The 24,332-nt window shown below is 70.3% G+C and carries 19 protein-coding genes and 1 riboswitch; of the genes, 11 read left to right on the top strand and 8 right to left on the bottom strand.

Annotation, left to right across the window (positions count from 1 at the left end; all coding sequences use genetic code 11):
• Positions 1-41: 41 nt before the first annotated feature.
• Both OG266_RS11095 and OG266_RS11090 read left to right on the top strand, forming a co-directional pair.
• Positions 42-530, top strand: a complete 489-nt coding sequence (locus tag OG266_RS11095) for a DUF485 domain-containing protein (protein ID WP_266474293.1) — start codon at positions 42-44, stop codon at positions 528-530.
• Positions 527-2,119: a cation acetate symporter gene (locus OG266_RS11090; RefSeq protein ID WP_266474292.1), complete on the top strand. Its 1,593-nt coding sequence runs from the start codon at positions 527-529 to the stop codon at positions 2,117-2,119. Before OG266_RS11095 ends, OG266_RS11090 begins: the two co-directional genes overlap by 4 nt.
• An 18-nt stretch (positions 2,120-2,137) precedes the next feature.
• On the opposite strand, the gene OG266_RS11085 is transcribed toward OG266_RS11090, so the two are convergent.
• From OG266_RS11085 to OG266_RS11070, 4 genes are all read right to left on the bottom strand, one after another.
• Positions 2,138-2,818 carry a response regulator gene (locus OG266_RS11085; protein WP_371545123.1) on the bottom strand — a complete coding sequence of 227 codons (681 nt, stop codon included), beginning with the start codon at positions 2,816-2,818 and terminating at the stop codon, positions 2,138-2,140.
• On the bottom strand, positions 2,815-4,605 hold the full coding sequence (locus OG266_RS11080; RefSeq protein WP_371545121.1) for an ATP-binding protein: 1,791 nt from the start codon (positions 4,603-4,605) through the stop codon (positions 2,815-2,817). The genes OG266_RS11085 and OG266_RS11080 overlap by 4 nt, the downstream gene beginning before the upstream one ends.
• Positions 4,606-4,889: 284 nt before the next feature.
• The gene (locus tag OG266_RS11075; protein ID WP_371545119.1) at positions 4,890-5,834 is read right to left on the bottom strand and encodes a sucrase ferredoxin; all 945 of its coding nucleotides are present in this window, start codon (positions 5,832-5,834) and stop codon (positions 4,890-4,892) included.
• Positions 5,835-5,933: 99 nt separating this feature from the next.
• The gene (locus OG266_RS11070; RefSeq protein ID WP_371545117.1) at positions 5,934-7,193 is read right to left on the bottom strand and encodes a citrate synthase; all 1,260 of its coding nucleotides are present in this window, start codon (positions 7,191-7,193) and stop codon (positions 5,934-5,936) included.
• 97 nt (positions 7,194-7,290) lie between these two features.
• Between OG266_RS11070 and OG266_RS11065 the strand changes: the two genes are divergently transcribed.
• Positions 7,291-8,457, top strand: a complete 1,167-nt coding sequence (locus OG266_RS11065) for a citrate synthase/methylcitrate synthase (RefSeq protein ID WP_371545114.1) — start codon at positions 7,291-7,293, stop codon at positions 8,455-8,457.
• 134 nt (positions 8,458-8,591) lie between these two features.
• Here the strand turns inward: OG266_RS11065 and OG266_RS11060 are convergent, their stop codons facing one another.
• Positions 8,592-8,828, bottom strand: a complete 237-nt coding sequence (locus tag OG266_RS11060) for a hypothetical protein (protein ID WP_266474281.1) — start codon at positions 8,826-8,828, stop codon at positions 8,592-8,594.
• Positions 8,829-9,166: 338 nt separating this feature from the next.
• Positions 9,167-9,673, bottom strand: a complete 507-nt coding sequence (locus OG266_RS11055; RefSeq protein ID WP_266474278.1) for a DUF6082 family protein — start codon at positions 9,671-9,673, stop codon at positions 9,167-9,169.
• Between the two features lie 412 nt (positions 9,674-10,085).
• On the opposite strand from OG266_RS11055, the gene OG266_RS11050 reads away from it, so the two are divergent.
• Positions 10,086-11,165 (top strand): GTP-binding protein, encoded by a 1,080-nt coding sequence (locus tag OG266_RS11050; RefSeq protein ID WP_371552737.1) that lies wholly within the window; start codon positions 10,086-10,088, stop codon positions 11,163-11,165.
• A gap of 10 nt (positions 11,166-11,175) precedes the next feature.
• On the opposite strand, the gene OG266_RS11045 is transcribed toward OG266_RS11050, so the two are convergent.
• Complete coding sequence (locus OG266_RS11045) at positions 11,176-13,632, bottom strand: DNA topoisomerase (ATP-hydrolyzing) subunit A (RefSeq protein WP_371545111.1); 2,457 nt, start codon at positions 13,630-13,632, stop codon at positions 11,176-11,178.
• Between the two features lie 258 nt (positions 13,633-13,890).
• Here OG266_RS11045 and OG266_RS11040 point away from each other — a divergent pair, with 258 nt between their 5' ends.
• The 4 genes from OG266_RS11040 to OG266_RS11025 all read left to right on the top strand — a co-directional run bounded on the left by OG266_RS11040 (position 13,891) and on the right by OG266_RS11025 (position 18,678).
• Entirely contained in the window at positions 13,891-15,234 is a 1,344-nt protein-coding gene (locus tag OG266_RS11040) for a M16 family metallopeptidase (protein WP_371545108.1), read from the top strand.
• On the top strand, positions 15,231-16,619 hold the full coding sequence (locus OG266_RS11035) for a M16 family metallopeptidase (RefSeq protein ID WP_371545105.1): 1,389 nt from the start codon (positions 15,231-15,233) through the stop codon (positions 16,617-16,619). Before OG266_RS11040 ends, OG266_RS11035 begins: the two co-directional genes overlap by 4 nt.
• A 213-nt stretch (positions 16,620-16,832) precedes the next feature.
• Positions 16,833-16,993, top strand: a riboswitch (cyclic di-AMP (ydaO/yuaA leader).
• Positions 16,994-17,005: 12 nt separating this feature from the next.
• Positions 17,006-17,770: a M23 family metallopeptidase gene (locus tag OG266_RS11030; protein WP_371545103.1), complete on the top strand. Its 765-nt coding sequence runs from the start codon at positions 17,006-17,008 to the stop codon at positions 17,768-17,770.
• A 212-nt stretch (positions 17,771-17,982) separates the two neighbouring features.
• Complete coding sequence (locus OG266_RS11025; RefSeq protein ID WP_266474267.1) at positions 17,983-18,678, top strand: GntR family transcriptional regulator; 696 nt, start codon at positions 17,983-17,985, stop codon at positions 18,676-18,678.
• Between the two features lie 209 nt (positions 18,679-18,887).
• Here the strand turns inward: OG266_RS11025 and OG266_RS11020 are convergent, their stop codons facing one another.
• Positions 18,888-19,169, bottom strand: a complete 282-nt coding sequence (locus OG266_RS11020) for an HPr family phosphocarrier protein (protein WP_266474265.1) — start codon at positions 19,167-19,169, stop codon at positions 18,888-18,890.
• Positions 19,170-19,375: 206 nt separating this feature from the next.
• Here OG266_RS11020 and OG266_RS11015 point away from each other — a divergent pair, with 206 nt between their 5' ends.
• From OG266_RS11015 to OG266_RS11005, 3 genes are all read left to right on the top strand, one after another.
• Positions 19,376-22,453: a GNAT family N-acetyltransferase gene (locus OG266_RS11015; protein ID WP_371545099.1), complete on the top strand. Its 3,078-nt coding sequence runs from the start codon at positions 19,376-19,378 to the stop codon at positions 22,451-22,453.
• A 64-nt stretch (positions 22,454-22,517) separates the two neighbouring features.
• Entirely contained in the window at positions 22,518-23,105 is a 588-nt protein-coding gene (locus tag OG266_RS11010) for a DUF5998 family protein (protein ID WP_266474263.1), read from the top strand.
• Positions 23,105-24,292, top strand: a complete 1,188-nt coding sequence (locus tag OG266_RS11005) for an alkaline phosphatase family protein (RefSeq protein WP_371545096.1) — start codon at positions 23,105-23,107, stop codon at positions 24,290-24,292. The genes OG266_RS11010 and OG266_RS11005 overlap by 1 nt, the downstream gene beginning before the upstream one ends.
• The last annotated feature ends 40 nt before the right edge of the window (positions 24,293-24,332 follow it).

Genomic DNA, 24,332 nt, shown 5'->3' with positions numbered 1-24,332 from the left:
TGGGCACGCGGCGGAAACGGGCCGCGGACAAGGAGAGTTCGGTGGAGAAGCACGACGGTCGTGACACCGGGAAGGTCCGGTTCGACGACCCCTGGTACGACGCGCTTGCCTCCGGCTGGGGTGAGTTGGACGGCACGGGTGCGCCCGCTCCCGCCGTGCCGCCCGCGCACCCGGAGCAGGAACGTCGGGCGGGCGGGGCGGCAGACGTCTATCTGGAGGTGCAGCGCAGTGCGGCCTTCCAGGAGGTGCGGAGCCGGTACCGGAGGTTCGTGGTCCCCGGCGTCGCCGTCTTCTTCACCTGGTACGTGGGCTATGTGGTGACGGCGACGACGGCACCCGGCTTCATGGCCAGGCCCGTTGCCGGGGCGGTGAACGTGGCGATGGTCGCGGGGCTCGGACAGTTCCTCACCACCTTCCTGTTCACCTGGGCGTACGCGCGGCATGCGCGGTTGCGCAGGGACCGGGCCGCGCTCGATCTGCGCTGGGACACCCAGGAGCTGACCCGCAGTGTCAGAGGTGGTGAGCGGTGAGCGGCAACCATCAGACGCTGGCGCTGCTGCTGTTCAGCGCGTTCGTCGCGGTGACGTTGGCGATCACGACATGGGTGAGCCGCAACCGGCATGGTTCGGCGGAGGAGTTCTATGCCGGCGGACGACTGTTCTCGCCGATGGAGAATGGTTTTGCCATCTCCGGTGACTACATGTCGGCGGCGTCCTTCCTGGGCGTCACAGGACTGATCGCGCTCTTCGGCTATGACGGGCTCCTGTACGTCGTGGGGTTTCTGGTGGCCTGGCTCGTGGTCCTGTTCCTGGTCGCCGAGTTGGTGCGCAACTGCGGGCGGTTCACGCTCGCCGACGTCGTCGCGGCCCGGATGAGCGAGCGGCCGGTGCGGATCGCGGCGGGAACTTCGTCGGTGACGGTGTCCGTTCTGTATCTGGTGGCGCAGATGGTGGGAGCGGGCAGCCTGGTCGCGCTGCTGCTCGGGGGTACGAGCGAGGCGGCGCGGAACTGGACGGTCATCGGCGTCGGCGCGCTCATGGTGATCTATGTGTCGATGGGCGGGATGCGGGCCACCACGTGGATTCAGATCGTCAAGGCGGTCCTGTTGATGGGCGGGGCCATTGCGCTGACCGTGCTTGTCCTCGTCCGGTTCCACGGGGACTTCAACCAGTTGCTGCGCTCGGCGGCGGCGCGCAGCGGACACGGTGACGCGTTCCTCGCGCCCGGGCTGAAGTACGGCGGGGACTGGACGGCACGCTTGGACTTCATCAGCCTGGGCCTCGCGCTGGTGCTGGGCACGGCCGGGCTGCCGCACATCCTGTCGCGGTTCTACACCGTGCCGACGGCGCGGGCCGCACGGCGTTCGGTGGTCTGGGCGATCGGCCTCATCGGGAGCTTTTACCTGATGACGTTCGTGCTGGGCTTCGGTGCGGCCGCGATCGTCGGTCCGGAGGCGGTGCGTGGGTCGAACGCGGCGGGGAACACGGCGGTTCCGCTGCTGGCGCTCGATCTGGGCGGTGGCGCCGACTCAACGGGAGGAACGGTTCTGTTCGCGATCGTCGCCGCCATCGCGTTCGCAACGATCCTCGCGGTCGTCGCCGGAATCACCCTCGCGTCCTCGGCGTCCGTCGCCCACGACCTGTACGCGTCACTGCGACGACGGCGTGCCAAGCCACGCAGCGAGGTCGCCGTGGCGCGCACCGCGGCGGTCGGTATCGGCGTGGTCGCGATCGCGCTCGGCCTCCTCGCCCGCGACCTGAACGTGGCCTTCCTGGTGGGCCTCGCCTTCGCGGTCGCCGCGTCCGCGAACCTGCCCGTCCTGCTGTACTCGCTGTTCTGGCGGGGCTTCACGACGCGCGGCGCGGTGTGGGCCGTATACGGGGGACTGGTGCCCGCGCTGTTGCTCGTGCTGCTGTCGCCGGTGGTGTCGGGGAGCCCCGAATCGCTGTTCCCGGGAGTGAACTTCCAGTACTTCCCGCTGCAGAACCCGGGCCTCGTGTCCATCCCGCTGGGCTTCCTCGCGGGCTGGCTGGGCACGGTCACCTCGGCGGAGCCGCCGGACGAGGCCAAGCACGCGGAGACCGAGGTGCGGTCGTTGACGGGGGCCGGGGCGGTCTGAGGGCGTCGCCGCGTGCCCTCAGACGTGGGTCGCCCAGACGTAGCGATGCTCCGGGCGGCCGGCGTCGCCGTACTTCAGGGTCAGCCGGGCCCGTCCAGTGCGCTCCAGGAGCTTCAGATAGCGCTGGGCGGTCTGCCGGCTCAGTCCGGTCTCCTCCGCCACCTCCTGGGCCGACAAGGGGCCCTCGGAGTTCACCAGGGCGCGGCGTACGAGCTCCGCGGTCGTGGCGGAGTGCCCCTTGGGCAGGTCCGTCTCCGTGCTCGCCGACAAGGCGCCGAATATCCGGTCCACCTCGGCCTGTTCGGCCTCTCCGCCGCCGTCGAGGGTGCGGCGCAGATCCGCGTACGCCTCCAGCTTGGCGCGCAGGCCCGCGAAGGCGAACGGCTTGACCAGGTACTGGAGCGCGCCCTGCCGCATCGCAGCCTGGACGGTCGAGATGTCACGGGCGGCGGTCACCATGATGACGTCGGTCTGGTGGCCGCGCTGGCGCATCTCCTGGACGACTGCCAGGCCCGTGTCGTCCGGCAGGTAGTGGTCCATGAGGACCAGGTCCAGGTGGGGCAGCGCCTCCATCCGGCTCAGAGCCTCGGCCGCACTGTGGGCCTCACCCGCGACATGGAAGCCCGGAACCTTCGCCACGTATGCGGCGTTGACCCGCGCGACCCGGATGTCGTCGTCCACGACCAGGACCTCGATCATCGCGACCCTTCCTTGGCATCCATGGCTGTGGTGGTGACGGCAGGGGATTCAGGAGGCTGGTGCGGTTCGGGTACGAGCTGCGGGCGCGTCCCTGGTGCGAGGCCCGCCTCCGGCGTGAGCCCCGCGTCCGGTGCGTGGCCCGGCTCCGACGCGAGACCCGCCTCCGGCTCAAGCACCGGTTCCCTGAGTGCCTCCGGTAGTACGACGGTGAACTCCGCGCCTCCGCCGTCCGCCTCGGCCACCTGTGCGCTGCCGCCCTGCCGTTCGGCGAGACGGCGCACCATGGGGAGACCGATGCCGCGCTTGCCGTGCGCGGGCGGCTTCTTGGTGGACCACCCGTCCGTGAAGATCAGCTCCCACCGATCCTCCGGGATTCCGGGCCCTGTGTCCCGTACCCGCAGCACGGCGGTACGCCCCGTGGCGCGCAATTCGACCTCCACGCGCGCGTGGGGCGTGCCCGCGACGGCGTCCAGCGCGTTGTCGACCAGATTGCCGACGACCGTGACCAGCCCCCCGGGGTCCACCAGGCGATCCGGCAGGAACGTCGTGTCCGAGATCCACAGGGCCACGCCCCGCTCGGCCGCCACGGCGGACTTGCCGACCAACAGGGCGGCGAGCAGCGGGTCGTGGATCTTCTCGGTGACCTGTTCGGCGGTGACCCTGTGGTCTCCGACCACCTCGCCGACGAACTCCTTGGCGTCGTCGTACATCTCCAGTTCGAGCAGCCCCAGGAGTGTGTGCATCCGGTTGGCGTGCTCGTGGTCCTGGGCGCGCAGGGCGTCGATCAGGCCGCGTGTGGAGTCGAGTTCGCGGCCGAGCTGCTCCACCTCGGTGCGGTCGCGCAGTGTGGCCACGGCGCCGCCGTCGTCCGTGGGCATGCGGTTGGCGACCAGGACGCGTTGGCCGCGAACGGTGAGCAGGTCGGTGCCGGTGACACGCCCGGCCAGCACATCGGTCGTACGTCCCGGTCCGAGCGTGTCGTCGAGCGGCTGTCCGATGGCCTCCGCATCGAGCCCCAGCAGGCGTTGCGCCTCGTCGTTGAGGAGGCGTACGCGGCCGTCGCCGTCCAGCGCGACGACGCCCTCACGTATGCCGTGCAGCATCGCCTCACGCTCCGCGAGCAGCGCTGAAATATCAGAAAAGGCCAGGTCGCGAGTCTGCCGCTGAACCCGGCGGGAGATCAGGTAAGCGGCCAGCGCACCGACGGCCAGAGCTCCGCCCGCGTACGCCAGCAGCCCGGGGATCGCGTGGATCAGCCGGGCCCGCACGCTGTCGTACTCGATACCGACCGAGATCGCGCCGACGATGTCGCCGTCGGCGTCGCGCAGCGGCACCTTGCCGCGGGCGGAGCGGCCCAGGGTGCCGTCGTCGATCTCCATGACCTCCTTGCCGGCCAGAGCCTGGCTGGGGTCGGTCGAGACGACCTTGCCGATCTGCGTGGTGTCGGTGTGCGACCAGCGCACGCCGTCCATGTTCATCACCACGACGTACTCGGCCCCGCTGGCCTTCCGTATCCGCTCCGCCTCGGCCTGCACCGGCCCGTCCACGGACGGCCGTGTCGTCTGCAGGTCCTCGGCGATCTGTGGCTGGACCGCTGTGGTCTGCGCGATCGCGAGCGCGCGTCGCATCGCCTGGTCGTCCAGCTGCGCGCTGAGCGGGGCGAGGAACAGCCCGGTCGCGAGCACGGCGACACCGGCGGCGATCGCCACCTGCATCAGCAGTACCTGCGAGAACGCCCGCCGCGGCAGACCGAGGCGCAGTCGTCGTACGGGGGGAGTGGGGCTCATGTCTATGACGGTACGGCGGTGAGCGGGTCCTGCCGTAGGGGTGTGGCGTGGATCTCTTGGGCGCCGGGTTTGAGGGCCGGGACTGGACGGTGCGGCGCGGACTGAGTGCGGTCGACCTCAGGTGCGGGTGCTGGGCCCGGTGGGCTCGGGCGGCGTCGAGCGGCGGATGTGGCCGTCGGTGGGCCGGTCGCGTGTCTGGTGCCCCGCCCGGCCTCGCTGCAGACCCGTGAACTGGCCACCTTCGATATCTCGCCGCGGCACGCCTCTGTCGGGCCGAGAGTCGATCAGCAGGGCAGGGGAAGCGGTGCCGGGGACAGTTCCCGTACCGCCACCACGTCCATCCGGGCCGGTGAACCCAGGGCCGAGCCGCAGCTCTCCGGGCGGGGCGGGAGCGAGGTGCCCTGGGCGACGACGACGCGCCACACGCGGCCGTCGGTGTGGGCGACGGTCACCTCCCAGCGTGGGGCCTCGCCGTCCGTGCGGACGACGCTCAGGGTGTCCACGGCGTGCTCTCTGGCGGCGGTACGCACGGCCAGCTCGGCCGCCTGTCCGGGACGCTCCCAGGCGGAGCCCCCGCGACAGCCCTCGGTGACCACACGCCCCTCCCGGACGCCCTGGAGGATCTCCTTGACGGCATGGGCCTCGGCCCGCCCGTACGCGTATCCGTACGGCAGGACGAGCAGGGTGGGCGAGAAGCGGTGACCGCCGAGGTGGGTGACCTCCCAGGCGCCCTCCACTCCGGAGGCTGCGAGCTCGGCCGCGAGAGGGCGGCCGAGCAGGGCGCAGCAGCGGTCGCGCTTGCCGTTGGTGCAGACGAGGGCGAGTGGATCGCCGGTGTGGGACCGGCCCCCGAGAACGGCGTCGAAGGTGTGATGGTCCCCCATACCGAGCGCCGTGAAGTCGAGGTTGAGCAACTGCTCCGGGTCGGACGTTGTGGCGCTGTGCAGCCATACGTTTCCCGGAGCTGTGTGGGCCGCATACACCTGGCGCTCGGCGGGCTGACCGAAGTCTGCGTGCCGTCCCGGGCGCCGGATGAGTGCGACCCGTACGCCGGTGTCCGCCGCGGCTGCCTCCAGGGCGCGGCCGAGCACGGGGTCCAGGTGGCTCGAAGTGAGCGCCTTGGCACCCCAGGGACCGGGCTGCTCAAGGAGCAGCCATGTCTTCGCGGTGGCCGCGGTCCCCGCGAGGGGCTCATCGAGGTCCCGGGACGCGGTCGTGCACGTACTCACAGAGGTGAGCCTAACCTGACTTCGGTCAGGGCGACTTCCGGTCGCGGGGAAGGGGGCGCACTTTCGGCGCGTTCGGCGCGCGTCGGCGTGAGGGAGCGCTCACCCGGGGAGCGGCTGTGGCGGCCGCGCGCCCACGTACCGACCGCTGGGACGCATGCGCAACGGGCGCTCTTCGTACTCCTCGAGGATGTGGGCGATCCAGCCCGCCGTACGGGCGATGGCGAAGACCGTCTCGCCTGCGGAGGCGGGCATGCCGGAGGCGACCGTGAGGACGGCGAGCGCCAGGTCGACGTTGGCGTGCAGCGGCCTGTGGCGGGCGGTGGTGGCCACGATGTCGTGGGCCGCCGCCAGGGCGGGCGCCGCGCCGGGAACCTCCTCCAGGAGGGCGAAGAGGGCACGCGCGCGTGGGTCCTCGCCGGGGTAGAGGCGGTGGCCGAGCCCCGGGACACGGCGACCGGCGCGCAGCTCGTCCGCGACGACGGGGGCCGCGGTGCCCTGCTCCAGGACGTCGAGGAGCAGCCGGTGCGCGAGTCCGCTGGCCGCGCCGTGCAGAGGGCCCTCGAGGACGCCCAGACCGGCTGACACGGCTGCGTAGGCGTGTGCCCGGGCCGACGCGGCGACCCTGACCGCGAGTGTCGAGGCGGCCAGATCGTGGTCGACGAGCAGTCCAAGTGCCGCGTCCAGTGCGCGCAGCGACGCCTCGTCGGGCGTGCGGCCGCTGAGCCGTGTCCACAGGCGGTGGGCCAGCGGGCCGTCGTCCTGGGGGGCGTACCGCGTCGGTGGGAGGGCGGCGACGAGGGTGGGGATGAGGGTGCGTGCGGTGCCGAGGACGGCGTTCTCGGAGAGGTCGAAGCGCAGCGGGTCGTTGGCCGAGGCGGCGATCGCGGCGACGCGCAGCCGGTCCGTCGGGCCGCTGTGTTCGGGCAGCGCGTCGACAGCGCGGCGGGCGGCGGTCACGGATGCCTCCGGGGCGCTGAACAGTACGCCGGGGCGCAGCTCTCCCGTCCACAGCCACTCGGCGATCTCCTCGTAGGAGTGCCGGGCCGCCAGTTCGGTCGCGTCGACGCCCCGGTAGTAGTACCGGTCGTCGTCGATCAGGGTGATGCCGGTACGGACGGACAGCTCGCCGCCGGTGCTCGAACTCCCGCCGGTCTCCCGTCTGTTGCGCCGTGCGAGCGCCTCCACCTCCCCGGCGTCGAACGTGCTCCCGCGGCCGCCGGATTCGCGTCGGCTGCCGAGCTGGCCGCGGCTCACGTACGCGTACACGGTCTCGGGCTTCACCCCGAGCAGCTCGGCGGTCTCCTTGGTGCTGAGCCGCCGGCCCTCGTCGCCTCGGGTTACCGCTTGTTGATCCCTCATGTGTGCCACCGTATCCATGGATCGATATATTGATTGAATCAATATTGACAGTGAATGAGTCAATCATGGACAGTCGAATCAAGTCCAGGGAGGAAACATGTCGATCAGCAGGGCCGCGACCACCTCTGTCGACGTACCGCGAGGGCTCGCGGGCGTCGTCGTCACCGACACCGAGTTGGGTGACGTCAGGGGGTTGGAGGGCTTCTACCACTACCGCCAGTACTCGGCCGTCGAACTCGCGCAGGCCCGCGGTTTCGAGGACGTCTGGCATCTCCTGGTCCACGGTGAACTGCCGGACGCGGTACAGCGCGCCGAGTTCGCCGGGCGGACCGCTGAGCTGCGGCGGCTGCCGGACGAGGTGCGTGCCGCGCTGCCCGCGATCGCTGCGGCGACCGGCCACTCCGGGGCGCTCGCCGGGCTGCGGACCGCGCTGTCCCTGCTCGGGGCCTCGCTGGGGTTCCGGCCGGTGTACGACATCGACGCCGGCCGGCGTCGCGCGGACACACTCGCGGCGTGCGCGGCCGTGCCCACGCTGCTCACCGCGCTGTACCGGCTCGGGCAGGGGCTGGAGCCGGTGGAGCCACGCGAGGATCTCGCGTACGCCGCCAACTACCTCTACATGTTGACTGGTTCGGAACCGGACGATGCGCGTACGCGGGCGATCGAGCAATACCTCATCTCAACCATTGACCACGGATTCAATGCGTCAACATTCACGGCGCGGGTGATCGCGTCCACCGGGGCGGACGTGGCGGCCTGCCTGGTCGGCGCCGTAGGAGCTCTCTCGGGCCCCCTCCATGGCGGTGCCCCGAGCCGCGCCCTGGACACCCTCGACGCGATCGGCACCCCCGACCGCATCGACCCGTGGATCCGCGAACGCGTCCTCGCCGGCGAACGCATCATGGGTTTCGGCCACCCCGTCTACCGCACGGAAGACCCCCGCTCACGCATGCTCCGCGGCATCGCACGCGGGTTCGGCGGCCCGTTGGTCGACTTCGCCGTCGAGGTCGAACGCCAGGTGGAAGCGATCCTGGCCGAGCTCAAGCCCGGCCGCGAACTCCACACCAACGTGGAGTTCTACGCAGGCGTGGTCATGGAACTCTGCGGGCTGCCTCGGGAGATGTTCACGCCGACGTTCGCTGCCGCCCGCGTGGTCGGATGGAGCGCGAACATCCTGGAACAGGCGGAGGACTCGAAGATCATTCGGCCGGCGGCTCGGTATGTGGGGCCGATTCCGGCGGCGGCGGTACCGACGGTGAACTGACGGAATCGCAGGTCGCGACTCGTCAAAAGCCTGGCATCGAGCCGATGCCAGGCCTGCGCGTCGGGGCCGAAGGGGTAACCGGGCGGAACCTATTTGTCGGTTCCTTGAGGCCTCAGTTCCTCGGGTTTGCGATGTCAAGCATCCGGAATGTCGCTTTTCGCGCGTAGCAGTGTCTCGCGCGTGATGATTACGATCCGCTCGTAATCGGCTCGTGCGGCGTCGGGTGGGAGCTCGGGGTCCAGCTCCATGGTGGCCTCTCGTCCAATGACAGCGAAGCTGCCGTCACTGAGCTCGAAGATGTCGGGGCATGTCTGGCCAGAAGCGCTGCCGCGCTCGCGTGGACTAGCCCCAACACGTCGCACGATCTTCACAGAGAGGTACCAACCTTATGGCTCGGAATGATGGGCGTCCTCCGAGCTGAGGGGTCCTCGGAGCGTGACGGACTCCGAGCGGAGATGTGCGCCGGAGGCAATGTCTCCGAGCGCAGGGGTGTTCGTCGGAGTGGTCAGGAATCTGGCCAGGCGACAACTTACTGGCTTCTGTCGTCCGTAGTGCAGAAAGAAACAACGAGCAGCCGAGTGAAGTTCGACATCCTCCCTTGACGAACAGTGGCATAAGGGTGCATCGGGGTCACTGGTGGCGCACGGGGGTACGGGAGGGCGCGCGAAAGGTGCGGGCCACCTGCGAGGGTGCCGTCTGGTGTGAAGAGTCACTGCGACTCGTCGTCGGGCTCTCCGACGACCCACCACTCCTCGGTGTCGGAATCAGCCTGATCCTGAATCAGTCCGTCCATCATCCGGCCCAGTTTGGCCTCCTCGGACGAGTCAGGCAGGCTCTTGCGGTGGTGCTCCGTAGCCGCCCAGTATTTCCGGAAGATCATGTTCTGGCACATGACGCGGAAGTGGCCGTGGAGTTCGGCGCGCGACAGGGCTCCGATCCGGTAGAAGTACAGGGCGTTGATGTAGAGGGCATTCGCGAACAGGTACTGCCGCTGCTCCTCATGCGTGATTTCGGTCTCGTATGTGTTGAGGACGGAAGCGAGGGCCGGATCGTCCATGGCCTTGCACAACAGGTCGAAGTGGAGCCGGTGCTGCTCGGTGAGCACGGCGCGCCTGCGCTGTCGTGAGCTTCGTTCCGCGACGGAGTTGGCTGCGAACGCGAGCTTGGCCCAGGTGCCTGAGCCGAACCTCCGTATCGCGGAAATCTGTGTGGCCATGTCAACCCCCGAATCAGGCGACCGTTCCGCCGGTCGTCGGTTGTGGGGCGACAGGGAGCGGACCGGCGAGCGGTGGGCGGCGCGCTTGCCGTCTCCCAGTTTTGCCGAGCGGCTCTGATCGGCAGGGAGGCGGAGAAGAGGCGCACGGAGGGATGTGCGGGTGGCGTTCACCGGCGCCATGCCCAACGTGTGCCCCGCGAGCGCCGCTAACAATCGTTCACTTCGCGGCGTTTCCTCCCACTCGTATCCTGGGTCGGCATTCATTCCTCGTACGAGTGCCGGTGCGTGAGCCGCCCGCGTACGGGAGCCGGTCCCGAGCCGGTGTACGCACCGGTGTGAAAGAGGTCGCCCGTTGAGCCAGCCCAGTCCGCAGCAGATCCCTGGCAAGCAGCCGTCGACTGGCGAGGCAGCCATGCGGCAGATCCCGGGCGAGCAGCCGTCGACCGGGGAGGCCGCCATGCGGCAGATCCCCGTCATCGTCCTCGCCGGCTTCCTGGGATCCGGCAAGACCACCCTGCTCAACCACCTCCTGCACCGCAGCGGAGGCAGCCGGATCGGGGCCGTCGTCAATGACTTCGGCGCGATCGAGATCGACGCGATGGCGGTGGCCGGGGCGCTCGGGGATTCCACCGTCTCCCTGGGGAACGGGTGCCTGTGCTGTGCCGTCGACGCGGGTGAGCTCGATGTCTATCTGGAGCGGCTCGCTCAGCCCTCGGCCGGTATCGACGTCATCGTGATCGAGGCGAGCGGGCTCGCGGAGCCCCAGGAGCTGGTGCGGATGGTGCTGGCCAGTGAGCATCCGCGGATCGTGTACGGGGGGCTCGTCGAGGTCGTCGACGCCGCCGAGTTCGACGGCACGCGTGAGAAGCATCCCGAGATCGACCGGCATCTCGCCCTCGCGGATCTCGTCGTCGTCAACAAGATCGACCGGGCGGCGGACGGCGAGCGGGTGCTTCGCGTCGTCCGGGAACTCGCGGACCGGGCCGCCGTCGTGCCCGCCACCTACGGCCGCGTCGATCCCGAGTTCCTCTTCGACTGCAGGCCGACCGAGGAGCGCATCGGGCAGCTGTCCTTCGACGATCTCCACGAGCACGACGGGGATGAAGGGCACGACCATGCCGACCACCTCCACTCCGCCTACGAATCCCTCTCCTTCACCTCCGAAGTCCCGCTCAGCCCCCGGCGGTTGATGGACTTCCTGGACAGCAGGCCCGAAGGGCTCTACCGCATCAAGGGGTACGTCGATTTCGGCGCCCACGACCGCGGCAATCGCTACGCCGTCCATGCCGTCGGACGGTTCCTGCGCTTCTACCCGGAACCCTGGGCCCGTGGTGCCGCCGAGCGCCTCACCCAGCTCGTCCTCATCGGCTCGGGCATCGACACCGCTGCCCTCGCCAAGGAACTGGAGGCGTGCAAAGAGGACGCCCCACACGCCGACGAGCACAGCATGTGGGGCGTCCTCCGCTACGTACAGGACAAGGATTCGGAGTAACCGGATCCGGCTACGCCGGGCCTGCCACCACTCCCACCGTCTTCGCCAGGGACACACCCGAGCCGTCGCGGCGCGGGTCCATCTCCGGCAGTTCGGCCGGTGTGCCGTTCTTCTGCGCGGCCCGTGCCGGGGACGGGCCCGCCCAGGCGAGGGAGAGGCAGTCCTCGCCCTTCAGGAACCGCTGGCAGCGCACGCCACCCGTGGCGCGGCCCTTGCGCGGGTACTGGTCGAACGGGGTCAGCTTGGCCGTCGTCTGGACGGAGTCGTCGAGCGTGCCGCGCGAGCCGGCGACCGTGAAGACCACCGCGTCCACCGCAGGGTCGACCGCTGTGAAGGAGATCACCTTCGCGCCCTCGGTGAGCTTGATGCCCGCCATGCCGCCCGCCGCCCGGCCCTGCGGGCGTACCTGCGAGGCCTGGTAGCGCAGCAACTGGGCGTCGTCCGCGATGAAGACCAGGTCCTCCTCGCCGGTGCGCAGCTCGACCGCGCCGACGATCCGGTCGCCGTCCTTGAGCGTGATGACCTCCAACTCCTCCTTGTTCGAGGGATAGTCGGGGACCACGCGCTTGACGACGCCCTGCTCCGTGCCGATCGCCAGGCCCGGTGACGACTCGTCGAGCGTCGTCAGGCAGATCACCGTCTCGTCCGCCTCCAGGGAGGACAGGAACTCCGAAATCGGCGCGCCTCCGGAGAGGTTGGGCGCCGACGCCGTCTCCGGCAGTTGCGGGAGGTCGATCACGTTCAGCCGCAGCAGGCGGCCGGAGGAGATGACCGCGCCGATCTCGCCGCGGGCCGTGGCGGGCACCGCGGAGACGATCAGGTCGTGCTTGGTGCGCTTGTCCTCCTCGGCTTCTCCGAAGGGGTCGCCGTTGGCCGTACGGGCGAGCAGGCCCGTCGAGGACAGCAGGACCCGGCACGGGTCGTCCGCGACCTGGAGCGGAACCGTCGCGGCGGCGGCGCCCGCGGACTCCAGGAGCACCGTGCGCCGGTCGGTGCCGAACTTCTTGGCCACCGCGGCCAGTTCGGTGGAGACCAGCTTGCGCAGCTCCGAGTCCGAATCCAGGATGCCGGTCAGCTCGTCGATCTCGCCGTTGAGCCGGTCGCGCTCCGACTCCAGCTCGATGCGGTCGAACCTGGTCAGCCGGCGCAGCGGCGTGTCCAGGATGTACTGCGTCTGGATGTCGCTGAGCGAGAAGCGCTCGATCAGGCGCTCCTTGGCCTGCGCCGAGTTGTCGCTGGAGCGGATGAGGCGGATGACCTCGTCGATGTCGATCAGGGCGACGAGGAGGCCCTCGACCAGGTGCAGCCGGTCGCGCTTCTTGGTGCGGCGGAACTCGCTGCGGCGGCGTACGACCTCGAAGCGGTGGTCGAGGTAGACCTCGAGGAGCTCCTTGAGGCCGAGGGTGAGGGGCTGGCCGTCCACCAGCGCCACGTTGTTGATGCCGAAGGACTCCTCCATCGGCGTCAGTTTGTAGAGCTGCTCCAGGACCGCCTCGGGCACGAAGCCGTTCTTGATCTCGATGACCAGGCGCAGGCCGTGCGTGCGGTCCGTGAGGTCCTTCACGTCGGCGATGCCCTGCAGCTTCTTGGCGCCGACCAGGTCCTTGATCTTGGCGATCACCTTCTCCGGGCCGACGGTGAAGGGCAGTTCGGTGACGACGAGGCCCTTGCGCCGGGCCGTCACGTCCTCCACCGACACCGTGGCGCGGATCTTGAAGGTGCCGCGGCCGCTCTCGTACGCGTCCCTGATCCCGGAGAGGCCGATGATCCGGCCGCCGGTGGGCAGGTCGGGGCCGGGGACGTGCTTCATCAGCGTGTCCAGGTCGGCGCCCGGGTAGCGGATCAGGTGGCGGGCGGCCGCGATGACCTCGCCGAGGTTGTGCGGCGGCATGTTTGTGGCCATGCCAACGGCGATGCCCGACGCGCCGTTGACCAGCAGGTTCGGGTACGCCGCCGGGAGGACGCCCGGTTCCTGCTCCTGGCCGTCGTAGTTCGGCGCGAAGTCGACCGTGTCCTCTTCGATGGACTCGGTCATGAGCGACGTGGCGTCGGCCATCCGGCACTCGGTGTAACGCATGGCGGCCGGCGGGTCGTCGTTGCCGAGCGAGCCGAAGTTGCCGTGGCCGTCGACCAGCGGCAGGCGCATCGAGAAGGGCTGGGCCAGGCGCACCAGCGCGTCGTAGATCGACGAGTCGCCGTGCGGGTGGAGCTTACCCATGACCTCGCCGATGACGCGGGCGCACTTCACATAGCCGCGGTCGGGGCGCAGGCCCATCTCGTTCATCTGGTAGACGATGCGGCGGTGCACCGGCTTGAGGCCGTCGCGGGCGTCCGGCAGGGCTCGGGAGTAGATGACCGAGTACGCGTACTCGAGGAAGGAGCCCTGCATCTCGTCGACGACGTCGATGTCGAGGATGCGCTCCTCGAAGTCGTCGGGCGGCGGGGTCTTCGTGCTACGGCGGGCCATCGCTGCTGCGACTCCTTCACAGTCTCTGCCGGGGCATGAACGGGTTCTGACGCGCACCATTGTGGACCGCCCCACTGACAACGCGGACCACGACCCGTCCGTTGAGGGCTTTCGAGGGTCCGTCGCAGGGTCGTTCGCCGTTCGCGATTCTCGCTCTGGGCGTAGGAGGCGCGGGAACTTCGCCAGCTGTCCGCGCGCTTGCATACAGTGGCAGGACCGACAGGAAATCCGTAGTTTTCCGCGATCGAAGGGACGTACATGCCCATGGGTCACACGGCCACAGCTGAGGCAGGCTCCGGCGGGCTGACAGCGACCGAGCACCGCCTGGCCAACGGCCTGCGCGTGGTGCTCTCCGAGGACCACCTGACCCCGGTCGCCGCGGTGTGCCTCTGGTACGACGTCGGCTCGCGCCACGAGGTCAAGGGGCGTACAGGACTTGCCCACCTCTTCGAGCACCTGATGTTCCAGGGCTCGGGACAGGTGAAGGGCAACGGCCACTTCGAGCTGGTGCAGGGAGCCGGTGGTTCGCTGAACGGCACCACCAGCTTCGAGCGCACCAACTACTTCGAGACCATGCCCACCCACCAGCTGGAGCTCGCCCTCTGGCTGGAGGCGGACCGCATGGGCTCGCTGCTCGCCGCGCTCGACGATGAGTCCATGGAGAACCAGCGGGACGTCGTCAAGAACGAGCGGCGGCAGCGCTACGACAACGTGCCCTACGGGACCGCGTTCGAGAAGCTGACCGCCCTTGCGTACCCGGAGGGCCACCCGTACCACCACACCCCGATCGGGTCGATGGCAGACCTGGACGCGGCCACCCTGGAGGACGCCCGCGCGTTCTTCCGCACGTACTACGCGCCCAACAACGCGGTGCTCTCGGTCGTCGGGGACATCGACCCCGAGCAGACGCTCGCCTGGATCGAGAAGTACTTCGGCTCCATCGCCGGGCACGACGGCAAGCCCGCCCCGCGCGACGGCGCCCTGCCCGACACCATGGGCGAGGAGCTGCGCGAGGTCGTCGAGGAAGAGGTCCCCTCGCGCGCGCTGATGGCCGCCTACCGGCTCCCGGAGGACGGCACGCGCGCGGGTGACGCCGCCGACCTGGCGCTGACCGTCCTCGGTGGCGGCGAGTCCTCCCGGCTCTACAACCGGCTCGTACGCCGCGACCGCACCGCCGTCGCGGCCGGGTTCGGCCTGCTGCGGCTCGCCGGAGCGCCCTCCCTGGGATGGCTTGACGTGAAGACCTCCGGCGATGTCGAGGTCCCCGTCATCGAGGCCGCCGTGGACGAGGAGCTCGCCCGGTTCGCCGAGGAGGGCCCCACGGCCGAGGAGATGGAGCGCGCCCAGGCCCAGTTGGAGCGCGAGTGGCTGGACAGGCTCGGTACGGTCGCGGGCCGCGCCGACGAACTGTGCCGGTACGCCGTCCTGTTCGGCGACCCGCAGCTCGCCCTGACCGCCGTACAGCGCGTCCTCGACATCACCGCCGAGGAGGTCCAGGAGGTCGCCAAGTCCCGCCTGCGCCCCGACAACCGCGCGGTTCTCGTCTACGAACCGATCGCCACTGAAGACGCCGAAGACACCGACGAGGAGGCGGCGAAGTGACCGAGCTCGCCACCATGGAGTTCCACCCCCAGCCGCAGGCCGGCGAGGCCAGGCCGTGGGCGTTCCCCGCACCCGACCGTGGCACCCTCGGCAACGGCCTGACCGTGCTGCGCTGCCACCGCCCCGGCCAGCAGGTCGTCGCCGTGGAGGTGCTGCTCGCCGCGCCGCTGGAGGCCGAGCCCGCGGGCCTCGACGGCATCGCCACGATCATGGCGAGGGCCTTCTCCGAGGGCACCGACAAGCTCTCCGCCGAGGAGTTCGCGGCCGAGCTGGAGCGCTGCGGGGCCACGCTCGACTCGTACGCCGACCACCCCGGCGTACGCCTGTCGCTCGAAGTCCCCGTCTCGCGCCTCCCGAAGGCGCTCGATCTGCTCGCCGACGCCCTGAGGGCACCGGCGTTCGCGGACAGCGAGGTCGAGCGGCTGGTGCGCAACCGGCTGGACGAGATCCCGCACGAGACCGCCAACCCGGCACGCCGCGCCGCGAAGGAGCTCTCCAAGGAGCTGTTCCCGGCCACCTCGCGCATGTCCCGTCCGCGCCAGGGCACCGAGGAGACGGTCGAGGCGATCGACTCGGGAGCCGTACGCGCCTTCTACGAGAAGCACGTACGCCCCGCCACGGCCACCACCGTGATCGTCGGCGACCTCACCGGGGTCGACGTCGACGCGCTGCTCGCCGACACGCTCGGCGCCTGGACCGGCTCGTCCGCCGAGCCGCGCCCCGTGCCGCCGGTGACCGCCGACGACACCGGCCGTGTCGTCATCGTGGACCGCCCCGGCGCCGTCCAGACGCAGCTGCTCATCGGCCGTGTCGGCGCCGACCGGCACGACCGCGTCTGGCCCGCCCAGGTGCTCGGCACGTACTGCCTCGGCGGCACCCTCACCTCGCGTCTGGACCGCGTCCTGCGCGAGGAGAAGGGTTACACCTACGGTGTGCGGGCGTTCGGCCAGGTGCTGCGCTCGGCCCCGGACGGCACCGGTATCGCGATGCTCGCCATCAGCGGCTCCGTGGACACCCCGAACACCGGCCCGGCACTCGACGACCTCTGGAAGGTGCTGCGCACCCTCGCCGCGGAGGGCCTGACGGACGCCGAGCGCGACATCGCCGTACAGAACCTGGTGGGTGTGGCGCCCCTCAAGTTCGAGACGGCGGCGGCCGTCGCGGGCACGCTGGCCGACCAGGTCGAGCAGCACCTGCCCGACGACTACCAGGCGACGCTGTATCAGCAGCTCGCCGCCACCGGCACCGTGGAGGCCACCGCGGCCGCCGTGAGCGCCTTCCCGGTGGACCGCCTGGTGACCGTCCTGGTGGGCGACGCCGCGACGATCGAGGAGCCCGTCAAGGCGCTCGGAATCGGTGAAGTGAGCGTCGTTCCGGCGGAGTAGGGCCGAGTAGGACAGAGCGGAACAGCACGCTCCCATGGGGGCCCAGGAGACCACGGAGTCTCCTGGGCCCCCATTTGTCCGTATTGATAGAGAGGTTGCCTGTCTGCCCTGTGGCATGCGCTACAAAAGCCGTGATCCGTTTGTCGATTGAAAGATGTCCCGTTTAGCGTCGGTCCGGCTGTTCGTCAGGCAGTGCGCCGCGCCCGCGGCACCGGACAGCCATCGCTTAGTCCCCGTACGGCGTGAGCCAGGGGAGCCGGGGACCCACACGTAGTCCCTGGGGTGAATCGGACGCCCTCTCCGGAGGTGGTCCGTAGGAGACCTTCCTGCTCCGAACCCGTCAGCTAACCCGGTAGGCGAGAAGGAAGGAAAGGATCAGCCCCTACATGGCGTTCACCTGTGGCACAGGCAAGCACCGTCGCCCGAGCCGCGTGCAGCGCACGACCAAGAACGCCATCGGCGTCGCGGCGCTCACCACCACCGGCGTCCTCGGCTCCCTGGCCTCCCCGGCGCTCGCCGCGGACAACTCGGTCGAGCAGACCGGTCTGACCCAGGCCATCGAGATCGGTGACTCGATCGCCGACCAGATCGACGCGCAGGCCGCGGCCCAGCAGCACGCCGCCGACGAGGCAGCCGCGAAGAAGAAGGCCGACGCGGCCGCGAAGAAGAAGGCCGAGGAGAAGGCCAAGGAGGAGCGCGAGGCCAAGGAGCGCGCCGCCCGCGAGGCCGAGCGCAAGCGCCTCAACACCTTCGTCTCACCGGTCACCGGCTCGTACGTCTCCACCGGCTACAAGACCGGCGGCAGCCTCTGGTCCTCCGGCAGCCACACCGGCATCGACTTCCATGCCGCGTCCGGCACCTCGGTCCACGCGGTCGGCTCCGGCACCGTCGTCGAGGCCGGCTGGGGCGGCGCCTACGGCAACAACATCGTCATCAAGATGAACGACGGCACGTACACGCAGTACGGCCACCTGTCGTCCATCGGCGTCTCCGTGGGCCAGACGGTCACCCCGGGCCGGCAGATAGGCCTCTCCGGGTCCACCGGCAACACCACCGGGCCGCACCTCCACTTCGAGGCCCGGACGACCGCCGAGTACGGCTCGGACATCGACCCCGTCGCGTACCTCCGCTCGCACGGTGTGAACGTCTGACGCCGCCCGGCATGAACGACTGATCACTCGCTTACGTACCTGTACAAGGCCCCGGCTCGCACGAGCCGGGGCCTTGTGGTTTCGAACCGCTTCCTGTCCAAAAAATATCCATGGATTCCGGTCCGCCATCGGAAATTCCGAGTCTCTGCAATAGAGTCACTGAACAAGCGTCAATCGACGGCGTTTCACGGGGATTAAAGCGGAGGTCCGGTATGCGTGTTCCTGCGCACTCGGTATGCACAGCGATCCGCGACGACATCGTCGCGGGTGTCTACGAGCGCGGCAGCCGGCTCACCGAGGAACTGCTCGCGCGCCGCTACGGCGTCTCGCGCGTCCCCGTGCGTGAGGCCCTGCGCACGCTGGAAGCCGAGGGCTTCGTCGTCACCCGGCGGCACGCGGGCGCGTGTGTCGCGGAGCCGACCGAGCAGGAGGCCGGGGACCTGCTCGAGATGCGCATGCTCCTTGAGCCGCTGGGCGCCGCGCGGGCCGCACAGCGCCGCACCGAAGCCCACCTCAAGGTGCTCCGAGGCCTGGTCAGGCTGGGTCAGGAGCGGGCCAGGAGGGGCAACAGCGAGGATCTGCGCTCGCTGGGCGGCTGGTTCCACGAGACCCTCGCGCAGGCCTCCGGAAGCACCGCGCTGACCTCCACGCTCGCCCAGCTGCGGCACAAGATCGCCTGGATGTACGCGGTCGAGGCACCGGCCAACCCCGCGGAATCCTGGGCCGAGCACGGCGGGATCGTGGACGCCGTGGCGCGCGGCGACAGTGAGCGGGCCCGGGCGATCACGGCCCTGCACACCGAACGCGCGACGGCCGCGCACCGGCTTCGCTTTCCCGGCGCGGGAGATCGCCCGGACCGTGTGAGGACTTCGCAACATCCCGTAAACATGACGGGCCTGCGGCATTAACAAGAGCGCCGTATACAAAGAGGAGTAATTCGCGGGAGATTATTTATGCTGCCCGCACAATGGAATTGCGAAGGGCCCGCCCGATAATTCGGACGGGCCCTGCGTGGCATTTTTTGGAGCGTCGAACACCCCAACCATCAATTGAGAAACCCCAACGGCGCGCAACCACCACCGCGAGAGCGGCGCCGGTTAAGGCGCAAAGAGGTGTCTCAGACGGTCTCGGGAAGCTCCTCGAGCCCCTCGGCGACCAGCTTCGCCAGACGGTCGAGGGCGACGTCCGCGCCCTCGGCCTCGGACGCGAGGACGATCTCCTCGCCGCCCTGGGCACCCAGGCCGAGGACCGCGAGCATGGAGGCCGCGTTGACGGGGTTGCCGTCAGCCTTGGCGATCGTCACGGGGACGCCGGAGGCCGTGGCCGCCCGGACGAAGATGGAGGCGGGGCGGGCGTGGAGGCCCTCGGCCCAGCCGACGTTGACGCGGCGCTCAGCCATGTGATGCTGCCCTTCAGATGTCTCAGGTTGTCTAGACCAGTGTCCCATATCGTGAAGCGTGTCCGGAGCGGGCCCATTCGGTGACAAACCGTCTGTTGCCGTCTGGGGCCGTCCCGAACCCCGTCGTCGGATCCCGGCCTGGATCCGACTTCGGTCCCCCAAGACTGCCTCGCGCCGTTGTCGTACGCGAGCCGTACTGTGGGCGCATGCAGAACTCGTCGGACCGGCACGAGTACCCCTCCCACTGGGAGGCGGACGTGGTGCTGCGCGACGGCGGCACGGCACGCGTCAGGCCCATCACCGTCGATGACGCCGAGCGTCTGGTCAGCTTCTACCAGCAGGTCTCCGACGAGTCGAAGTACTACCGCTTCTTCGCGCCGTATCCGCGCCTGTCCGCGAAGGACGTCCACCGCTTCACGCACCACGACTTTGTGGACCGGGTGGGACTCGCGGCCACGGTGGGCGGCGAGTTCATCGCCACCGTACGCTACGACCGCATCAACGCCGACGGCCTGCCCGCCTCCGCGCCCGCCGACGAGGCCGAGGTCGCCTTCCTCGTCCAGGACGCCCACCAGGGGCGCGGCGTCGCCTCCGCCCTCCTCGAACACATCGCGGCCGTGGCCCGCGAGCGGGACATCCGCCGGTTCGCCGCCGAGGTACTGCCGGCCAACAATAAGATGATCAAGGTGTTCACGGACGCCGGGTACCAGCAGAAGCGGCACTTCGAGGACGGCGTCGTACGCCTGGAGTTCGACCTCGAACCCACCGACAAGTCGCTCGCCGTGCAGCGCGCGCGGGAGCAGCGCGCCGAGGCCCGGTCCGTGCACCGGCTGCTCGCCCCCGGCTCGGTCGCCGTCATCGGCGCCGGCCGCACGCCCGGTGGCGTGGGCCGCAGCGTCCTCACGAACCTCCGCGACGCCGGCTTCACGGGGCGGCTGTACGCCGTGAACAGAGCGGTCCAGGAGAGCGAGCTCGACGGAGTCCCCGCGTACCGCTCCATCGGTGACATCGGCGAGCCCGTCGACCTCGCGGTCGTCGCCGTGCCCGCGCAGTACGTCCCCGAGGTCGTCGCGGAGTGCGGTGAGCACGGCGTGCAGGGGCTCGTGGTCGTGTCGGCGGGGTACGCCGAGAGCGGCGCCGAAGGGCGGGAACGCCAGCGCGAACTGGTGCGCCAAGCCCGTACGTACGGCATGCGCATCATCGGCCCCAATGCCTTCGGGGTCATCAACACATCCCCCGAGGTGCGGCTCAACGCCTCGCTCGCGCCGGAGATGCCGCGGCCCGGACGGATAGGCCTGTTCGCCCAGTCGGGTGCGATCGGGATCGCCCTGCTCTCCCGGCTGCACCGGCGCGGCGGCGGCGTCACCGGCACCACCGGTGTGTCGACCTTCGTCTCCTCCGGGAACCGGGCGGACGTGTCCGGCAACGACGTACTCCAGTACTGGTACGACGATCCGGACACCGACGTCGCCCTGATGTACCTCGAATCCATCGGCAACCCGCGCAAGTTCACCCGGCTCGCCCGGCGGACCGCCGCGGTGAAACCGCTGGTCGTGGTGCAGGGAACCCGGCACTCTGCCGCCCCCCAGGGGCATGCGGTACGGGCCACGCGGTTGCCGCACACCACCGTGTCCGCGTTGCTGCGGCAGGCCGGGGTGATCCGGGTGGACACGATCACCGAGCTCGTCGATGCGGGGCTTCTGCTGGCACGCCAGCCGCTTCCTCACGGGCCCCGGGTGGGGATCCTCGGGAACTCGGAGTCGCTGGGGCTGCTCACCTACGACGCGTGTCTCGCCGAAGGGCTTCGTCCGTTGCCGCCGTTGGATCTGACGACGGGGGCGTCGGCGGAGGACTTCCGGGGTGCGCTGTCCGAAGCCCTTGCCGATGACGGGTGCGATGCCGTCGTGGTGACCGCCATCCCGGCGGTGGGGGAGACCGGTGCGCGGGACGCGGCCCTGGCCGAAGCCCTCCTCGCGGCGTCCGCCTCGGCTCCGGCCAAGCCTGTGCTTGTCGTGCACGTCGAGCTCGGCGGTCTCGCCGAAGCGTTGTCGGCGGCTGCCAGCACCGCACCACCTGCCGCTGCCACGGCACCCGGAGCGGAGGGCGGTGCCCACCCGTTCCGCCCTGCGGAACGCCTGCCCACCGCGGGAGCGGAGCGGCTGCCGGCCGCCGGAGCGGACCCCTCGCAGGCGGCGGGAGCGCAGCACCTGCAGGCAGAGCACGCGCCCGCCGCCGGAGCGAGCCGCTCGCACGCTGCGGAACCGCAACGCCCGCAGACCGCGCACGCGCCCGCCGCGGGAGCGGACCGACCGCTCGCCACGGAAGCCAAGAAGTCACCCACTGCCCGAGCGGACCGCCCGCCAGGCGCAGAAGCCGCGCCGCCGCCCACCGCCAAAACACCCCCACCCGACTCCCGCCTCATCCCCGCCTACCCCGCCGCCGAACGTGCGGTCCGGGCCCTCGCCGAAGCCGTGAGGTACGGCCAGTGGCGGCGGGATGCCGCCGAGCCCGGGCGGGTGCCGGAGTACGAGGACATCGATGAGAAGGGTGCCGCCGGGCAGATCGACGCCCTCCTTGCGCAGGAAGAGGGCGGGGAGGGGCTGACCCTCGGCACCGAGGAGACCCGGGAACTGCTCGGGCGGTACGGCATCGACGTACACACTGCTTTGCCCGCCCCGACATCGGACGACGCGGCGCGGGCCGCCCGCGAGCTCGGCTACCCGGTGGCCCTGAAGACCACCGCCCCGCACCTGCGGCACCGCGCGGACCTTGGCGGCGTACGGCTCGATCTGGCGGACGAGCAGCAACTGCGGCGGGCGTACGCGGAGTTGACCGAGCTGTTTGGGAAGCCGGCCGAGCTGCGGCCGGTCGTGCAGGCCATGGCGCCGCGCGGGGTCGACACGGTCGTACGGGCCGTCATCGACCCGGCGGCCGGAGCGGTCCTCTCGTTCGGGCTGGCCGGGGCCGCCTCGGAGCTGCTCGGGGACACCGCGCACCGGCTGATTCCGGTCACCGACCGGGATGCGGGCTCGCTGGTCAGGTCGATCCGGACGGCGCCACTCCTCTTCGGCTGGCGCGGCTCCGACCCGGTCGACACGGCGGCCCTCGAAGAGCTGATGCTGCGCCTCTCGCGGCTGGTCGACGATCACCCGGAGGTCGTCGCGGTCGCCCTGGAGCCCGTGGTCGTCGCCACGCACGGCCTGAGCGCGCTCGGCGCCACCGTGCGGCTGCACCGAGCCCCCGTCCGCGACGACCTCGGCCCGCGGACGCTCCCCGCCTACTGATCTCCGTCAGGCGGACCTCCCGAGCGGTGCCTCGCAGTCAGTGGGCGCCCGTAAGATGGACATCATGGCCAAGACCAGTACGACGACCCAGGGGCTGCGAGCGGCGATCGAGCGCAGCGGCTACTACCCGGCCCTCGTGGCCGAGGCGGTGGAGGCCGCGATCGGCGGCGACACCATCCGGTCGTACCTGGTTCATCAGGAGACGACGTTCGACGCGAACGAGGTGCGTCGGCACGTCACGGTGCTCGTCCTCACGGGCAACCGTTTCATCGTGAGCCACACCGACGAGCAGGCCGAGGACACCACCTCCCCGACGCCGTACGCCACCACGTCGACGGAGTCCGTGAAGCTCGGCCGGATCTCGTCGGTCGTCGTCAGCAGGGTCGTCGCCAACCCCGAGTCGTACGCACCGGGCACGCTGCCCCGCGAGGTCGTCCTCACCATCGGCTGGGGCGCGGTCTCCCGCATCGACCTGGAGCCCGCCGCCTGCGGTGACCCCAACTGCGAGGCGGACCACGGCTACACGGGCAACTCGACGGCGGACGACCTGAGCCTGCGCGTCAGCGAGGCCGGGGACGGCCCGGAGACGGTGCGCCAGGCCCTCGCCTTCGCGCAGGCCCTCTCCGAGGCGACCGCGGACATCGCGCGCTGATGGTCCTGCCCGCCTGGGACCACCCGGAACCCCTTGCCCTCGACACCGCGCCCGTCCCCGAGTACGGCGCCGGCTCGCTCGCCGATCTGCTCCCCACGCTCGCCGCGGGCATGTCCGTGCCCGGCATGACCGCCGCCATACCCGAGCTGACCGAGGCCGACCGGAACTGCGTCTTCCTGATCGACGGCCTCGGCTGGGAGCAGCTGAAGGCGCACCCCGACGAGGCCCCCTTCATGACGTCGCTCCTGGCGTCCTCGCGAGGAGGCACCGGCCGCCCGATCACCGCGGGCTACCCGGCCACCACCGCGACCTCGCTCGCATCGGTCGGCACCGGTCTGCCGCCCGGCGCGCACGGCCTGCCCGGCTACACCGCGCGCAACCCGAGGACCGGCGAGCTGATGAACCAGCTGCGCTGGAATCCGTGGACGGACCCGCGCAAGTGGCAGCCGTACCCCACTATCTTCCAGCTGGCCGACGCGGCGGGCGTACACACCGCCCAGGTCTCCTCGCCCGCCTTCCAGAACACCCCACTGACGAAGATCGCGCTCAGTGGCGGAACGTTCCACGGCCGGCTGACCGGCGAGGAGCGCATGGACGTCGCGGCCGCGCAACTCGCCGCGGGCGACCGCTCCTTGGTCTACACGTACTACGCCGAGGTGGACGGCAAGGGCCACCGCTTCGGCGTCGACTCCGACCCCTGGCGCGGCCAGCTGATGTACGTCGACCGCCTGGTCCAGCGCCTCGCGGAGCAACTGCCGCCGCGCACGGCCCTGTATGTCACCGCCGACCACGGCATGATCGACATCCCCTTCGACGAGCAGCACCGCATCGACTTCGACGAGGACTGGGAGCTGCGCGCCGGAGTCGCCCTCCTCGGCGGCGAGGGCCGCGCCCGGCACGTCTACGCCGTACCCGGCGCCGAGTCCGACGTCCTGACCTGCTGGCGCGAGGTGCTCGGCGAGCAGTTCTGGGTGGCCTCGCGCGACGAGGCGATCGCGGCGGGCTGGTTCGGCCCGCAGATCGACGAGCGCGTGTACGCCCGTATCGGCGACGTGGTCGCGGCGGCTCGCGACGACGTCCTGATCACCGCGTCCGAGCGGGAGCCGAAGGAGTCGGCGATGGTCGGCAACCACGGCTCGATGACACCGGTGGAGCAGCACGTCCCGCTCCTGCAAGTACGTTCCTGATACCTCCCCCTCCCCCTCTCCCCGTTGCCGAAAGGTGCCC

The organism is Streptomyces sp. NBC_00554 (assembly GCF_041431135.1).
Lineage (GTDB): Bacteria > Actinomycetota > Actinomycetes > Streptomycetales > Streptomycetaceae > Streptomyces.
Note: the sequence above shows the minus strand (reverse complement) of the source record. Positions and strands in the feature narration are given on the sequence as shown.

Coding starts and splice junctions, on each gene's coding strand:
- OG266_RS11045 (WP_371545111.1), bottom strand. CDS start 13,632: ATGGCCCGCCGTAGCACGAAGACCCCGCCGCCCGACGACTTCGAGGAG.
- OG266_RS11020 (WP_266474265.1), bottom strand. CDS start 19,169: ATGGCTGAGCGCCGCGTCAACGTCGGCTGGGCCGAGGGCCTCCACGCC.
- OG266_RS11070 (WP_371545117.1), bottom strand. CDS start 7,193: ATGAGGGATCAACAAGCGGTAACCCGAGGCGACGAGGGCCGGCGGCTC.
- OG266_RS11055 (WP_266474278.1), bottom strand. CDS start 9,673: ATGGCCACACAGATTTCCGCGATACGGAGGTTCGGCTCAGGCACCTGG.
- OG266_RS11050 (WP_371552737.1), top strand. CDS start 10,086: ATGCGGCAGATCCCGGGCGAGCAGCCGTCGACCGGGGAGGCCGCCATG.
- OG266_RS11080 (WP_371545121.1), bottom strand. CDS start 4,605: ATGAGCCCCACTCCCCCCGTACGACGACTGCGCCTCGGTCTGCCGCGG.
- OG266_RS11025 (WP_266474267.1), top strand. CDS start 17,983: ATGCGTGTTCCTGCGCACTCGGTATGCACAGCGATCCGCGACGACATC.
- OG266_RS11040 (WP_371545108.1), top strand. CDS start 13,891: ATGCCCATGGGTCACACGGCCACAGCTGAGGCAGGCTCCGGCGGGCTG.
- OG266_RS11010 (WP_266474263.1), top strand. CDS start 22,518: ATGGCCAAGACCAGTACGACGACCCAGGGGCTGCGAGCGGCGATCGAG.
- OG266_RS11085 (WP_371545123.1), bottom strand. CDS start 2,818: ATGATCGAGGTCCTGGTCGTGGACGACGACATCCGGGTCGCGCGGGTC.
- OG266_RS11030 (WP_371545103.1), top strand. CDS start 17,006: ATGGCGTTCACCTGTGGCACAGGCAAGCACCGTCGCCCGAGCCGCGTG.
- OG266_RS11015 (WP_371545099.1), top strand. CDS start 19,376: ATGCAGAACTCGTCGGACCGGCACGAGTACCCCTCCCACTGGGAGGCG.
- OG266_RS11065 (WP_371545114.1), top strand. CDS start 7,291: ATGTCGATCAGCAGGGCCGCGACCACCTCTGTCGACGTACCGCGAGGG.
- OG266_RS11005 (WP_371545096.1), top strand. CDS start 23,105: ATGGTCCTGCCCGCCTGGGACCACCCGGAACCCCTTGCCCTCGACACC.